Origin of the sequence: Leclercia sp. 1548, assembly GCF_050435045.1 — a bacterium.
Taxonomy (GTDB): domain Bacteria; phylum Pseudomonadota; class Gammaproteobacteria; order Enterobacterales; family Enterobacteriaceae; genus Enterobacter; species Enterobacter adecarboxylatus.
Map to the genome: position 1 here is coordinate 1 of NZ_JBNDJP010000010.1, position 12,843 is coordinate 12,843.

General features: G+C 52.3%; 12 protein-coding genes and 1 rRNA gene. 7 read left to right on the top strand and 6 right to left on the bottom strand.

Features of this window, described 5'->3' with window-relative positions; genetic code table 11:
• Positions 1-84, top strand: a 5S ribosomal RNA gene (gene rrf / locus ABIE02_RS20950); the annotation flags it as partial.
• A gap of 133 nt (positions 85-217) precedes the next feature.
• Here the strand turns inward: rrf and mobB are convergent.
• The gene (gene mobB, locus ABIE02_RS20955) at positions 218-721 is read right to left on the bottom strand and encodes a molybdopterin-guanine dinucleotide biosynthesis protein MobB (protein WP_117386821.1); all 504 of its coding nucleotides are present in this window, start codon (positions 719-721) and stop codon (positions 218-220) included.
• Positions 718-1,302, bottom strand: coding sequence for a molybdenum cofactor guanylyltransferase MobA (gene mobA / locus ABIE02_RS20960; RefSeq protein ID WP_230431085.1), 585 nt, complete (start codon positions 1,300-1,302; stop codon positions 718-720). The genes mobB and mobA overlap by 4 nt, the downstream gene beginning before the upstream one ends.
• Positions 1,303-1,370: 68 nt before the next feature.
• On the opposite strand from mobA, the gene ABIE02_RS20965 reads away from it, so the two are divergent.
• The 3 genes from ABIE02_RS20965 (at position 1,371) to dsbA (ending at position 3,353) form a co-directional block, all read left to right on the top strand.
• Positions 1,371-1,640 carry a YihD family protein gene (locus ABIE02_RS20965; RefSeq protein WP_032615442.1) on the top strand — a complete coding sequence of 90 codons (270 nt, stop codon included), beginning with the start codon at positions 1,371-1,373 and terminating at the stop codon, positions 1,638-1,640.
• A 75-nt stretch (positions 1,641-1,715) separates the two neighbouring features.
• Positions 1,716-2,702 carry a serine/threonine protein kinase gene (locus ABIE02_RS20970; RefSeq protein WP_336995121.1) on the top strand — a complete coding sequence of 329 codons (987 nt, stop codon included), beginning with the start codon at positions 1,716-1,718 and terminating at the stop codon, positions 2,700-2,702.
• Between the two features lie 27 nt (positions 2,703-2,729).
• Complete coding sequence (gene dsbA, locus ABIE02_RS20975; RefSeq protein ID WP_032615438.1) at positions 2,730-3,353, top strand: thiol:disulfide interchange protein DsbA; 624 nt, start codon at positions 2,730-2,732, stop codon at positions 3,351-3,353.
• A gap of 15 nt (positions 3,354-3,368) precedes the next feature.
• Here the strand turns inward: dsbA and ABIE02_RS20980 are convergent, their stop codons facing one another.
• Complete coding sequence (locus ABIE02_RS20980; protein WP_336995122.1) at positions 3,369-4,277, bottom strand: acyltransferase; 909 nt, start codon at positions 4,275-4,277, stop codon at positions 3,369-3,371.
• Between the two features lie 435 nt (positions 4,278-4,712).
• Here ABIE02_RS20980 and polA point away from each other — a divergent pair, with 435 nt between their 5' ends.
• Complete coding sequence (gene polA / locus ABIE02_RS20985) at positions 4,713-7,505, top strand: DNA polymerase I (RefSeq protein WP_165718480.1); 2,793 nt, start codon at positions 4,713-4,715, stop codon at positions 7,503-7,505.
• 314 nt (positions 7,506-7,819) lie between these two features.
• Here the strand turns inward: polA and yihA are convergent, their stop codons facing one another.
• Positions 7,820-8,446, bottom strand: a complete 627-nt coding sequence (gene yihA, locus ABIE02_RS20990; protein ID WP_032615431.1) for a ribosome biogenesis GTP-binding protein YihA/YsxC — start codon at positions 8,444-8,446, stop codon at positions 7,820-7,822.
• Positions 8,447-9,027: 581 nt separating this feature from the next.
• On the opposite strand from yihA, the gene yihI reads away from it, so the two are divergent.
• Complete coding sequence (gene yihI / locus ABIE02_RS20995; RefSeq protein ID WP_032615429.1) at positions 9,028-9,543, top strand: Der GTPase-activating protein YihI; 516 nt, start codon at positions 9,028-9,030, stop codon at positions 9,541-9,543.
• A 188-nt stretch (positions 9,544-9,731) separates the two neighbouring features.
• Positions 9,732-11,105, top strand: a complete 1,374-nt coding sequence (gene hemN / locus ABIE02_RS21000; protein WP_032615427.1) for an oxygen-independent coproporphyrinogen III oxidase — start codon at positions 9,732-9,734, stop codon at positions 11,103-11,105.
• Between the two features lie 84 nt (positions 11,106-11,189).
• Here the strand turns inward: hemN and ABIE02_RS21005 are convergent, their stop codons facing one another.
• A complete protein-coding gene (locus ABIE02_RS21005; protein WP_141242341.1) occupies positions 11,190-11,312 on the bottom strand; it encodes a YshB family small membrane protein in 123 nt (40 codons plus the stop codon).
• A gap of 110 nt (positions 11,313-11,422) precedes the next feature.
• A complete protein-coding gene (gene glnG / locus ABIE02_RS21010; protein WP_032615423.1) occupies positions 11,423-12,835 on the bottom strand; it encodes a nitrogen regulation protein NR(I) in 1,413 nt (470 codons plus the stop codon).
• Positions 12,836-12,843: the final 8 nt, after the last annotated feature.

Here is a 12,843-nt window from a genome sequence, read left to right on the forward strand (position 1 = left end):
CCCCATGCCGAACTCAGAAGTGAAACGCCGTAGCGCCGATGGTAGTGTGGGGTCTCCCCATGCGAGAGTAGGGAACTGCCAGGCATCAAATCAGGTAAAAAGCCCATCCTCACGGATGGGCTTTTTGCGTTGCGGCGCCGGACAGCCGGACGCCACCGCGTCTGCCCCGCCTGTAAAACCTTAAAGCCGGGTAAGGCGAAGCCGAAATCCCAATAGATCAGGCCGTGCTCCACCTCATAATAAACTCCGAAATCCCATCCACATCATTCAAATCCAGCACTGGTACCTGCAGCGGCAATGCAACATCACTGGCTACCGCAATCACATGCTCATCCAGCGTTAACTCGCAAACATCATGTCCTGCATCGCTTCGAAACAACAGGATCTTTGCAACAGCCTCATGCTTAAACCCCTCAACCAGCACCAGATCCAGCGTTGAGTGATCCATTCGACTGACCAGATAAGCAAGATCCAATGGCGTTTCATCCGGGGTTTCGGTCATCAGCGCCCAACGCTGATTGCTCGCCACCATCGTTTGTGCCGCACCCGCTTTACGCAGCTCATAACTGTCTTTGCCCGGCTTATCGACATCCATATTATGATGAGTGTGCTTAATCAATCCGGGACGAATACCTTTGGCGCAAAGCGCAGGTATCAGTCTCTTCAGCAGAGTGGTCTTCCCGGTACCGCTCCAGGCGGAAATCGCTAAAACGGGTATCATCTCTTCTCCTGCATGGTCTGCAAATCTTCAGTGGTATTCACGTTCACGAAAGAAGATTTCAGATCGCTAAAATCAACCGGATGACCGCCAGACTGGCGCATAAACAACATTACTCGCCGCTCTCCTGCGGCCAGGTAGTCCTGTAAATCAGGTACTAACGATCGGTTAATTAACGCGATAGTAGGGTGATCGCGCTCGCCGTCATGCGCCCAGATTACAGGGGCATCACCGCGCTGCTGCACCAAACGTTCAACCAGGCAAGAGGGGATAAAAGGTGTATCACACGAACAAAAGAGAAACCACTCTGCCGGGGATTGCTGCATCACGGAGAGCATACCGGCCAACGGGCCAGGATAATCAGCAAGGTTATCCTGATAAACGGGATATCCACTTTGCTGATAAATATCGATATGACGATTCGCGCTGATGGCGAGTGCAGATACCTGGCCGGCAAGCCTGTCAGCGACATGACGCCATAGGGGTCTATTGTTCAGTTGTTGAAGCCCCTTATCTTTGCCACCCATACGCGTCGCTCTGCCACCCGCCAGAACAACCCCAATAATCTCCCGGCACTGATTCACTAATATCGCCTCTTTTATTGTGGGATTGACCCTGCTAACGTGTCTCTCTTAATGAAAGGAGTATTCCCATGAAATGTAAACGTCTGAACGAAGTTATCGAACTCCTCCAGCCAGCCTGGCAGAAAGAGCCAGAACTTAACCTGATGCAATTCTTACAGAAACTGGCGCAGGAGTCAGGTTATGACGGTGAGCTGGCTGACCTTTCTGATGACATCCTGATCTATCACCTGAAAATGCGTGATTCCGGCAAAGATGCGGTGATCCCGGGCATCCAGAAAGATTATGAAGAAGATTTTAAAACCGCCTTGCTGCGCGCACGTGGCGTAATTAAAGAGTAAAAGCTTGTAAGAGGCGCCACCGTAAACGCTGTTAAATGATATCCTCAATCATTCGTATAATTTCCGGATGATCGGATGAACGACCAGGCTTTTACTTTCCAGACCTTACACCCGGATACCATTATGGATGCGCTGTTTGAACAGGGCATCCGGGTAGACTCAGGCCTGACACCCTTAAACAGCTATGAGAACCGCGTCTACCAGTTTCAGGATGAGGATCGCCAGCGCTTTGTGGTGAAATTTTATCGCCCGCAGCGCTGGTCAGCTGAACAAATTCAGGAAGAGCATCAGTTTGCACTCGACCTGATGGCCGATGATGTTCCTGTCGCCGCCCCCCTTAAATTCAATAATCAGACGCTGCTGTCGCACCAGGGCTTTTATTTTGCTGTGTTTCCAAGTCTTGGTGGCAGGCAATTTGAAGCCGACAACATTGATCAGATGGAGTGGGTTGCCCGTTATTTAGGGCGCATTCATCAGACAGGACAGAAAAGCGTGTTTACCGCGCGCCCGACTATCGGCATTCAGGAATACTTGCTTGAACCGCGTCAGGTATTTGAAACATCCACGCTCATTCCTTCAGGGCTGAAAGCGCAATTCCTTGCCGCAACGGATGGCTTAATTAACGCCGTCATTTCGCGCTGGGATAACAACGTCACCACGCTGCGTCTGCACGGCGATTGCCATGCCGGAAATATCCTCTGGCGTGATGGGCCGTTATTTGTCGATCTTGATGATGCGCGAATGGGACCTGCTATTCAGGATCTCTGGATGCTACTGAATGGCGATAAAGCTGAGCAGCGAATGCAGTTTGAGACGATTATTGAAGCCTATGAAGAGTTCTCGTCCTTTGATTCAGACGAAATTGCATTAATTGAACCTTTACGTGCCATGCGTTTTGTCTATTATCTTTCCTGGTTAATCAGGCGTTGGGATGACCCCGCTTTCCCCAGAAACTTCCCGTGGCTTACCGGGGAAGATTACTGGCGTAACCAGATATCGACATTTACTGAACAGGTAAAGGTTCTGCAGGAACCCCCTTTGCAATTAACGCCAATGTATTAATCGAACACACCCAGGAGAAATTTGATCATGAAAAAAATATGGCTGGCGCTGGCAGGTATGATTCTGGCTTTTAGCGCATCGGCTGCACAGTTCAGCGATGGCAAGCAGTATATTACCCTCGACAAACCGGTTGCCGGGGAGCCTCAGGTCCTTGAGTTCTTCTCCTTCTACTGCCCGCACTGCTATGAGTTCGAGCAGGTTCTGCACGTTTCCGATAACGTGAAGAAGAAGCTGCCAGAAGGCACCAAAATGACCAAGTATCATGTTGAGTTTCTTGGCCCGTTGGGCAAAGACCTGACTCAGGCATGGGCCGTTGCGATGGCGCTGGGTGTGGAAGACAAAATTACTGCGCCAATGTTTGAAGCAGTTCAGAAAACACAGGCCGTACAAACCACAGCTGATATCCGCAAAGTCTTTGTTGATGCCGGTATTAAAGGAGAAGAATACGATGCAGCCTGGAATAGCTTCGTTGTGAAATCTCTGGTAGCTCAGCAGGAAAAAGCTGCTGCTGACCTGCAGTTGCGCGGCGTGCCAGCCATGTATGTTAACGGCAAATATCAGCTGAATATGCAGGGTATGGATACCAGCAGCATGGACATCTTCGTCCAGCAATATGCTGATACCGTTAAGTATCTGGTTGAGAAGAAGTAATAAAGAAAACGCCGGTCAATGACCGGCGTTTTTGTATTCCGCTTTAATTGTGTTTATGAGCGCGTCTTTCTCACTCCACAACGTATTCAGCCAGAGCTGAAAACGTCGCTTAAAGTTCTTATCGCTGACGTAGTCCCCGTGTAATTCCTCCACCACAGGCACCAGATTAATACGCACCACGATCCGGGTTAACTTGCCGCTGAGCATATCCTGAAATGGCGTCTTATCGTTTTCTGGATAACAGAGCGTGACGTTCAGTAATTTGTCGAACTGTTTGCCTAGCACGTTAAGCGCCATGGCGATCCCGGCCGCTTTTGGTGGCAGCAGGTTGGCATACGGCGAGCGCGTTTGCTGCTGCTTCTCTTCGGTAAAGCGAGAGCCTTCGACGAAATTAACGATTGTGGTGGGGTGTGAGCGAAACTTCTCACAGGATCGGCGAGTGGTTTCAACATCTTTTCCGCGGCGCTCAGGATGACGAATCAGATAGCTACGCGAATAGCGTTTCATAAAGGGCATATCCAGCGCCCAGCAGGCCAGGCCAATAAAAGGCACCCAGGCGAGCTGCTGCTTAAGAAAGTATTTGTTCATGGGGATATGTTTGCGGAACAGCACGCATAGCACCACTATATCGGCCCAGCTATGGTGGTTACAGATGAGCAAATACCAGTTTTTCTTGTTAAGCCCTTCCAGACCCTGAACATCCCATTTCAGATGCGGATTAAGACGCAAAAGTACTGCCAGGCCTTCACACCAGCAGTACATCATGAAATTACAAAAACCTGATACGGCACGCCAGACGACGGGGATCGGTAGTAGCAGTTTAATTATTCCGGCGATGATAATCGGCACAGAACAGGCGATGGTGACCAGAATAGTTAATGCGATACTTATCAGAAGCGTGATCGCAGCCAGCAGTCTAGACATGATGAGTGTTTTCAGGTGGTTAGATATAATATGCGCCTGATAAACAGACACCGGGCGCTGATTTTACCAGAAAACGCTAAAAGGATGGGGCTTTAACCTGGTATGAACAGCGTTTTACCTGTCAGCGGAGAAAAATTCTATGGCACAGATCCGGCGTGGCTTATATCCACATGGAGTAAATTGTCATCAATCAGAGATATGAGATCGCGATCAAACAATAATATATTGATTATTAAGATTAATTATTAGCATAGCGATCAACAGATAGCACATTTAGTCCAGGTCGCAGAAACTATTCACAAACTTATCCACAGATTTAATTTGCGACCGATCCTCAGGATCGCAAAATCTTTGGCTGTATTGACCGCGAAAAACTGATGTTTTCATCCTTCTGTGGCATCCTTTAACCATAAATTACTTAAAGGCACGGACATTATGGTTCAGATCCCCGAAAATCCGCTTATTCTCGTCGACGGTTCGTCTTATCTTTATCGGGCGTATCATGCGTTTCCTCCGCTGACTAATAGCGCCGGAGAGCCTACTGGCGCAATGTATGGCGTGCTGAACATGCTGCGTAGTTTGATTTTGCAGTATCAGCCGAGCCATGCCGCCGTCGTATTCGATGCGAAAGGCAAAACTTTCCGGGATGAGCTGTTTGAACACTATAAATCCCATCGCCCGCCAATGCCGGACGATCTGCGCGCGCAGATTGAGCCTCTGCATAAGATGGTAAAAGCGATGGGTCTGCCTTTAATGGCCGTCTCTGGCGTGGAAGCAGACGATGTAATCGGTACGCTGGCACGAGAAGCCGAGAAAATGGGCCGCCCGGTATTGATCAGTACCGGCGATAAAGACATGGCGCAGCTGGTCACGCCAGGGATCACCCTGATTAACACCATGACCAATACCATCCTTGGCCCTGAAGAGGTGGTGACCAAATATGGCGTGCCGCCGGAGCTGATCATCGACTTCCTCGCGCTGATGGGCGACTCCTCCGATAACATTCCGGGCGTGCCGGGTGTGGGCGAGAAGACGGCCCAGGCGCTGCTGCAAGGTCTGGGTGGGCTGGATACGCTGTACAGCGAGCAGGATAAAATTGCTGGGTTAACCTTCCGCGGCGCCAAAACCATGGCCGCTAAGCTTGAGCAAAACAAAGAGGTCGCGTACCTCTCCTATCAGCTGGCGACCATTAAAACCGACGTTGAACTGGATCTGACCTGCGAACAACTGGAAGTGCAGCAACCTGCCGTAGAGGAGCTGTTGAGCCTGTTTAAACAGTATGAATTCAAACGCTGGATAACCGATCTCGACGCAGGAAAATGGCTGCAGGCGAAAGGGGCAAAACCGGCGGCTAAGCCAAAACAGACGCTGGTGATTGATGCTGAAGTAGAGCCGGAAGAAGAAGCCACGGTCCTCTCTTCTGAACATTACGAAACCATTCTTGATGAAGCCCAGCTGCAGGTCTGGATTGAAAAATTAAAGCAGGTACCGGTGTTCGCTTTTGATACCGAAACCGACAGCCTCGATAATGTCTCGGCCAATATGGTCGGCCTCTCCTTTGCCACTGAGCCTGGCGTTGCCGCCTATGTGCCGGTCGCCCACGACTACCTGGATGCGCCTGAACAGATCAGCCGTGAGCGGGTGCTCGAACTGCTCAAGCCGATCCTTGAAGACGAAAAAGCACTCAAGGTGGGGCAAAACCTGAAGTTTGACCGCGGTATCCTGCAAAACTACGGCATTGAACTGCGGGGTATCGCGTTCGATACCATGCTGGAATCCTATATCCTCGACAGCGTTGCCGGTCGTCACGATATGGATTCACTCTCCGATCGCTGGCTGAAGCACAAAACCGTCACCTTCGAAGAGATCGCGGGAAAGGGCAAAAATCAGCTGACGTTTAACCAGATTGCTCTGGAAGAGGCGGGACACTATGCGGCAGAAGATGCTGACGTCACGCTGCAACTGCATTTAAAGATGTGGCCAAAGCTGCAAAAACACGCCGGGCCGCTGAACGTGTTCCAGAATATCGAGATGCCGCTGGTGCCGGTTCTGTCCCGCATTGAGCGCAACGGCGTTAAGATCGATCCGGCAGTACTGCATAAGCACTCAGAAGAGATCACTTTGCGCCTGAACGAGCTTGAGCAAAAAGCGCATGAGATCGCCGGCGAGCCGTTTAACCTCTCGTCCACCAAACAGCTGCAGACCATCCTGTTTGAAAAGCAGGGCATTAAGCCGCTGAAGAAAACGCCTGGTGGTGCACCGTCAACCTCTGAAGAGGTGCTGGAAGAGCTGGCGCTGGACTATCCGCTGCCGAAAGTGATCCTGCAATACCGTGGGCTGGCAAAGCTGAAATCGACCTATACCGATAAGCTGCCGTTGATGATCAACCCGAAAACGGGTCGCGTGCATACCTCTTATCATCAGGCGGTGGCAGCCACCGGGCGTCTGTCCTCGACCGATCCGAACCTGCAAAACATTCCGGTGCGTAATGAAGAGGGGCGTCGTATCCGTCAGGCGTTTATTGCGCCGCAGGACTACGTGATTGTCTCCGCTGACTATTCGCAGATTGAGCTGCGTATTATGGCGCACCTGTCCCGGGATAAAGGCCTGTTGACCGCCTTTGCTGAAGGGCAGGATATCCACCGGGCGACGGCGGCCGAAGTCTTTGGGATGTCACTGGAGAGTGTAACCGGGGAACAGCGCCGCAGCGCAAAAGCGATCAACTTTGGTCTGATCTACGGTATGAGCGCCTTTGGCCTCTCCCGTCAGCTCAATATTCCACGTAAAGAGTCGCAGAAGTACATGGATCTCTATTTCGAGCGCTATCCGGGTGTGCTGCAATATATGGAGAGCACCCGTGCCAAGGCGAAAGAAAAAGGCTATGTCGAAACGCTGGACGGACGTCGTCTCTATCTGCCGGATATCAACTCAAGCAATGCAGCGCGCCGTGCCGGTGCCGAGCGTGCCGCGATCAACGCCCCGATGCAGGGGACAGCAGCAGATATCATTAAACGTGCGATGATCGCCGTTGATGCCTGGCTGGAGAAAGACCAGCCGCGGGTTCGTATGATCATGCAGGTACACGATGAACTGGTGTTCGAAGTGCACAAAGACGATCTGGAGTCCGTCTCGAAAAAGATCCATGAACTGATGGAAAACAGCATGAAACTGGATGTGCCGTTGCTGGTGGAAGTGGGTAGCGGAGAAAACTGGGATCAGGCTCACTAACTCTTTCTGGAATATGAATACTTTTTGTAAGTAAGCAACATATCCATGAACGTTTTGTGATGATCATTAGAATTACCTATGTAAAGAATGAAAAAAAACTACAAAAAGTGCTTTGTCTATAGTCTAAAAAAGGGTAGAGTTATTCGCGTAGGGTACAGAGGTAAGATGTTCTATCTTTCAGACCTTTTACTTCACGTAATCGGATTTGGCTGAATATTTTAGCCGCCCCAGTCAGTAATGACTGGGGCGTTTTTTATTGCGGCAAAGAAAAGTTTCAGCGCATAAAAAAAGCGCGGACATCGCCGCGCTTATTATCACTCTTCCGCTTCTGTCGCGGGTTCCAACTCACTGTACCAGCGATCCAGTTTTTCACGCAGTTTATCCACGCCAAGTTTCTTCAGTGAAGAAAAAGCCTCAACCTGGATGTCGCCGTTAAACGCCAGAACCGCTTCACGCACCATATTCACCTGCGCTTTACGCGCGCCGCTTGCCAGCTTGTCGGCTTTGGTCAACAGCACCAGCACCTCGATCCCGCTTTCGACGGCCCAGTGGATCATCTGCTGATCAAGATCTTTGAGCGGATGACGAATATCCATCAGCACGACCAGACCTTTCAGGCACAGGCGTTTTTCCAGGTATTCACCCAGGGCGCGCTGCCATTTGATTTTCATCTCTTCCGGGACTTCGGCGTAGCCATAGCCCGGTAAGTCGACCAGGCGTTTGCCCGGCGCAACTTCAAACAGGTTAATCAGCTGGGTACGGCCAGGCGTTTTAGAGATACGGGCGAGGCTTTTCTGATTGGTCAGGGTATTCAGAGCGCTGGATTTCCCCGCGTTGGACCGGCCAGCAAATGCCACTTCAAGACCCGCATCGGCGGGTAAATGGCGAATATCAGGCGCACTAAGAACAAAATGCGTCTGGTGATAATTCAGGTTGGTCACGTGGTTGTCTCCAGAAATTCGTAACGTTGGGGGGATTATACCTGAACAGAGAGAAAAGGCTTTTCCCATCGGCAGTCTGGCTGTAAGTAAAAACCATGAGCTTTGTAAGAGATCTGCCCTTTAAATTATGGGAGATTTAAGAAAAATCGCAGAGCCTTTAAAAATCATAATCATTAAAATCAAACTATTAACGCTTAGTCCTAATCTGAAAAGCGCGCGTAAATCGCCTTTGTGGGTTGTAGGTTTAACCGGACCGCGTAAAGTAGCGCTCAACGGCGAGGATGCCAACAGGAAGCGGACTTAAGGATGAGGGTCAGGAGCGCCAGGAGGCGAAGACAAAGGACAGTCAGGAAGACGTACGCCTGGAGGCGTTTGAAAAAGGAAAAGGACCTGTCACGGACGGTAGCTGCTCACGGAAAAACAGGGTGAGTTGTCAGCAAACAGGGATTGTCAGACCCATAACGCGTTATGAGTCAGGAAAAAAGGCGACAGATTGCTCTGTCGCCTTTTTTCTTTGCTTGCTTTCTGCTAGATTTCGCCGCAATTCTATACTGAATAAAACGACGTAAAGACAAAACAACATGAAAAAACCGACCTCCGCTGCAGGCGCTAAACGTCCAGCAAAAGCACGCCGTAAAACGCGCGAAGAACTGAATCAGGAAGCGCGCGATCGCAAACGCGATAAAAAGCATCGTGGCCATGCTGCGGGCAGTCGCACAAGCGGCAGCGGTGAATCGGGCGCGTCTGCGAAAAGTAAGCAGCAGAAAGACCCGCGTATCGGCAGTAAAACACCTGTTCCATTAGGCGTGACCAATGCCCCGGTCACCAGGCAGCACAAACCCAAGAGCGAGAAACCTATGCTTTCACCGCAGGCTGAGCTGGATTTGCTGGAGAATGATGAGCGCCTGGATGCGCTGCTGGAACGTCTTGAAGAGGGTGAAACCCTGAATGCTGAAGAGCAATCCTGGGTTGATGCCAAACTGGATCGCATCGATGAACTGATGCAGAAGCTTGGTCTCTCTTACGACGACGAAGAGGAAGAGGAAGAAGAAGAGAAGCAGGAAGACATGATGCGCCTGCTGAAAGGTGGAAACTAACATTTGCACCCGGCAGGCTTTATCGTCCTGCTTATAACCCTTCCGGTTATATGTTATCTGGTGTGGTTATTCGTTAAACTACGGCGGTTGTCGCGGCGACAAAAGTGGCTGCGCACCCGATTCATGGCCCGCACAGGGGCCAGAACGGGCCGCCGTAAACGAACGCGGCACCATCGGAAGGAGTGAACATGTCTGTACCAACCATCGACTGGGATCTGGCCCTGATCCAAAAATATAACTATTCCGGGCCGCGTTATACCTCGTATCCAACCGCGCTGGAATTTTCCGACGCCTTCGGTGATAGCCATTTTCAGCAGGCGGTTGCGCGTTACCCCGATCGCCCGCTTTCTCTGTATGTTCATATCCCGTTCTGCCACAAGCTCTGCTATTTCTGCGGCTGCAATAAAATTGTTACCCGCCAGCAGCACAAAGCAGATCAGTATCTGGACGCGCTTGAGCAGGAGATCCTCCATCGCGCGCCGCAGTTTGCCGGACGCCATGTCAGCCAGCTCCACTGGGGTGGCGGTACGCCGACCTACCTGAATAAAGCGCAAATCAGCCGCCTGATGAATTTGCTGCGGAATAACTTCCGTTTCGATGCCGATGCGGAAATCTCCATCGAAGTGGATCCGCGCGAAATCGAGTTGGATGTGCTCGATCACCTGCGTAGCGAAGGCTTTAACCGCCTGAGTATGGGCGTGCAGGATTTCAATAAAGAGGTCCAGCGCCTGGTCAACCGCGAGCAGGATGAAGCGTTCATCTTCGCGCTGTTAAATCACGCGCGGGAGATTGGCTTTACGTCCACCAATATCGACCTGATTTATGGTCTGCCAAAACAGACACCAGAAAGCTTTGCCTACACGCTGAAGCGCGTGGCGGAGCTTAACCCGGATCGCCTGAGCGTCTTTAACTATGCGCATCTGCCGACGCTGTTTGCCGCGCAACGCAAAATCAAAGATGCGGACCTGCCTTCTGCCCAGCAAAAGCTGGATATCCTGCAGGAAACCATCACCTCTCTGACCGAGACCGGCTACCAGTTTATCGGCATGGATCACTTTGCCCGCCCGGACGATGAGCTGGCGATCGCCCAGCGCGAAGGTGTGCTGCATCGTAATTTCCAGGGTTACACCACCCAGGGCGATACGGATCTGCTGGGCATGGGCGTTTCGGCCATCAGCATGATTGGCGACTGCTACGCGCAGAACCAGAAAGAGCTGAAGCACTATTATCAACAGGTAGATGCAACCGGAAACGCCCTGTGGCGCGGCATCGCCTTAACCCGCGACGACTGTATTCGCCGGGACGTGATTAAAGCGCTGATCTGTAATTTCCGCCTCGACTTCAGTGATGTCGAAGCGCAGTGGGATCTGCAATTTAATGATTACTTCGCTGAAGACCTGAAATTGCTGGCGCCGTTGGCGAAAGATGGGCTGGTGGATGTCACGGAGAGTGCGATTGAGGTCACGCCGAAAGGGCGTCTGTTGATTCGTAATATCTGTATGTGCTTTGACGCCTATCTGCGTCAGAAAGCGCGCTTACAGCAGTTCTCGCGCGTCATTTAACGGTATTGCCCGGTGGCGCTAACGCCTACCGGGCCTACAGAATCGAACCGTAGGCCGGTTAAGCGTTCGCGCCACCCGACTTTTCTAGCTAAACAGCCCAACCAGCGCCGCACACAGCACTGCCGCAATGGCCGCTTGTGGCGTATGCCCCACTGCTGCGCTGGCTTCGACGCCGCCAGACAACACCGTCACGATTGATTCCAGCATGATGCTCCCCCCATTTTCCCGGCAAGATCATACTTAACTCATCGGAACAGTAAAGCGCAAAATAGCGGCAGTTTGCGCTTAATTAATGCACTTTACACAGCGGGTAAAAATCACTCCATTCCCAGCTCTTTTAACTTCCGCGTCAGGGTATTGCGACCCCAGCCAAGCAGGCGTGCCGCCTCCTGCTTATGGCCCTGGGTATGACGCAGCGCAGTGGTAAGCAGCGTGCGTTCCATCTCGGGTTGCGCCTCGGAGAGCAGATTTTGATGACCGGAACGCAGGGCGCGATCGGCCCATTGCGCCAGCAGTGTGGCCCAGCTGTCGGGCAGGCTCTGACCTGTGCTGCTTTCCGGCACGTGGGTTTCGAAAAGCTCAGGCGGCAAATCCTGGATCAACACCTCCTGGCCTGCGGCCATCACCGTTAACCAGCGGCAGGTATTTTCCAGCTGACGCACGTTGCCCGGCCAGGCCAGACGCGTTAACGCGGCTTCGGTTTCCGGGTGCAGCAGTTTAGCTTCTACCCCCAGCTCACGGGCGGCATCCTGCAGGAAATGACGTGCCAGACGCGGGATATCCTCCCGGCGCTCGCGCAGCGGCGGCAGGTGGACGCGAATAACGTTCAGGCGGTGGAATAAGTCCTCACGGAATTTCCCCTCCTGGACGCGCAGCTCAAGGTTCTGGTGGGTGGCGGCAATGATACGTACATCGACCTTAACCGGCGCATAGCCGCCCACGCGGTAAAACTGACCGTCCGCCAGCACGCGCAGCAGTCGCGTCTGGACGTCGAGCGGCATATCCCCAATCTCATCCAGAAACAGCGTCCCGCCGTCGGCCTGTTCAAAGCGGCCCTGACGAATGGTGTTGGCGCCGGTAAAGGCGCCTTTTTCGTGACCAAACAGCTCGGACTCAATCAAATCCTTGGGGATCGCGGCCATATTCAGGGCGATAAACGGCGCTTTGGCTCGCGGGCTGTGGCGATGCAGGGCATGCGCGACCAGTTCTTTCCCGGTGCCTGATTCGCCGTTAATCAGCACGCTGATGGAGGAGCGTGACAGGCGGCCAATAATGCGAAATACATCCTGCATCGCGGGCGCTTCGCCAATGATATCGGTAGTCGGGCCAAATACCGGGGCATTACGCGGCTGCTGCTGCTCCTGATAGTGGCTGATGGCACGTTCAACCAGCGCCACCGCCTCATCAATATCGAACGGTTTTGGCAGGTAATCGAACGCACCCTGCTGGTAGGCGCTGACGGCCGCATCCAGATCGGAGTGCGCGGTCATTATGATGACCGGCAGCATCGGGTGCCGCTGCTTGATCTGTTTTAACAGCGCCAGCCCATCCATCCCCGGCATACGGATATCGGACAACAGCACGTCCGGGGTTTTGGTGGTGAGTGCATCAAGCACATCGGCGCCACTTTCAAAAGCGGTGCAGCTTAATCCTGCTCCGGTAAGCGCCCGTTCAAGCACCCAGCGGATGGAGCTATCGTCATCAACTACCCAGACTATCCCTCGTTGCATAACCTAAC

Excerpts from the sequence above, each read along its gene's own strand:
- mobB (WP_117386821.1), bottom strand. The coding sequence starts at position 721 with ATGATACCCGTTTTAGCGATTTCCGCCTGGAGCGGTACCGGGAAGACC.
- ABIE02_RS20965 (WP_032615442.1), top strand. The coding sequence starts at position 1,371 with ATGAAATGTAAACGTCTGAACGAAGTTATCGAACTCCTCCAGCCAGCC.
- ABIE02_RS20970 (WP_336995121.1), top strand. The coding sequence starts at position 1,716 with ATGAACGACCAGGCTTTTACTTTCCAGACCTTACACCCGGATACCATT.
- dsbA (WP_032615438.1), top strand. The coding sequence starts at position 2,730 with ATGAAAAAAATATGGCTGGCGCTGGCAGGTATGATTCTGGCTTTTAGC.
- ABIE02_RS20980 (WP_336995122.1), bottom strand. The coding sequence starts at position 4,277 with ATGTCTAGACTGCTGGCTGCGATCACGCTTCTGATAAGTATCGCATTA.
- polA (WP_165718480.1), top strand. The coding sequence starts at position 4,713 with ATGGTTCAGATCCCCGAAAATCCGCTTATTCTCGTCGACGGTTCGTCT.
- yihI (WP_032615429.1), top strand. The coding sequence starts at position 9,028 with ATGAAAAAACCGACCTCCGCTGCAGGCGCTAAACGTCCAGCAAAAGCA.
- hemN (WP_032615427.1), top strand. The coding sequence starts at position 9,732 with ATGTCTGTACCAACCATCGACTGGGATCTGGCCCTGATCCAAAAATAT.
- ABIE02_RS21005 (WP_141242341.1), bottom strand. The coding sequence starts at position 11,312 with ATGCTGGAATCAATCGTGACGGTGTTGTCTGGCGGCGTCGAAGCCAGC.
- glnG (WP_032615423.1), bottom strand. The coding sequence starts at position 12,835 with ATGCAACGAGGGATAGTCTGGGTAGTTGATGACGATAGCTCCATCCGC.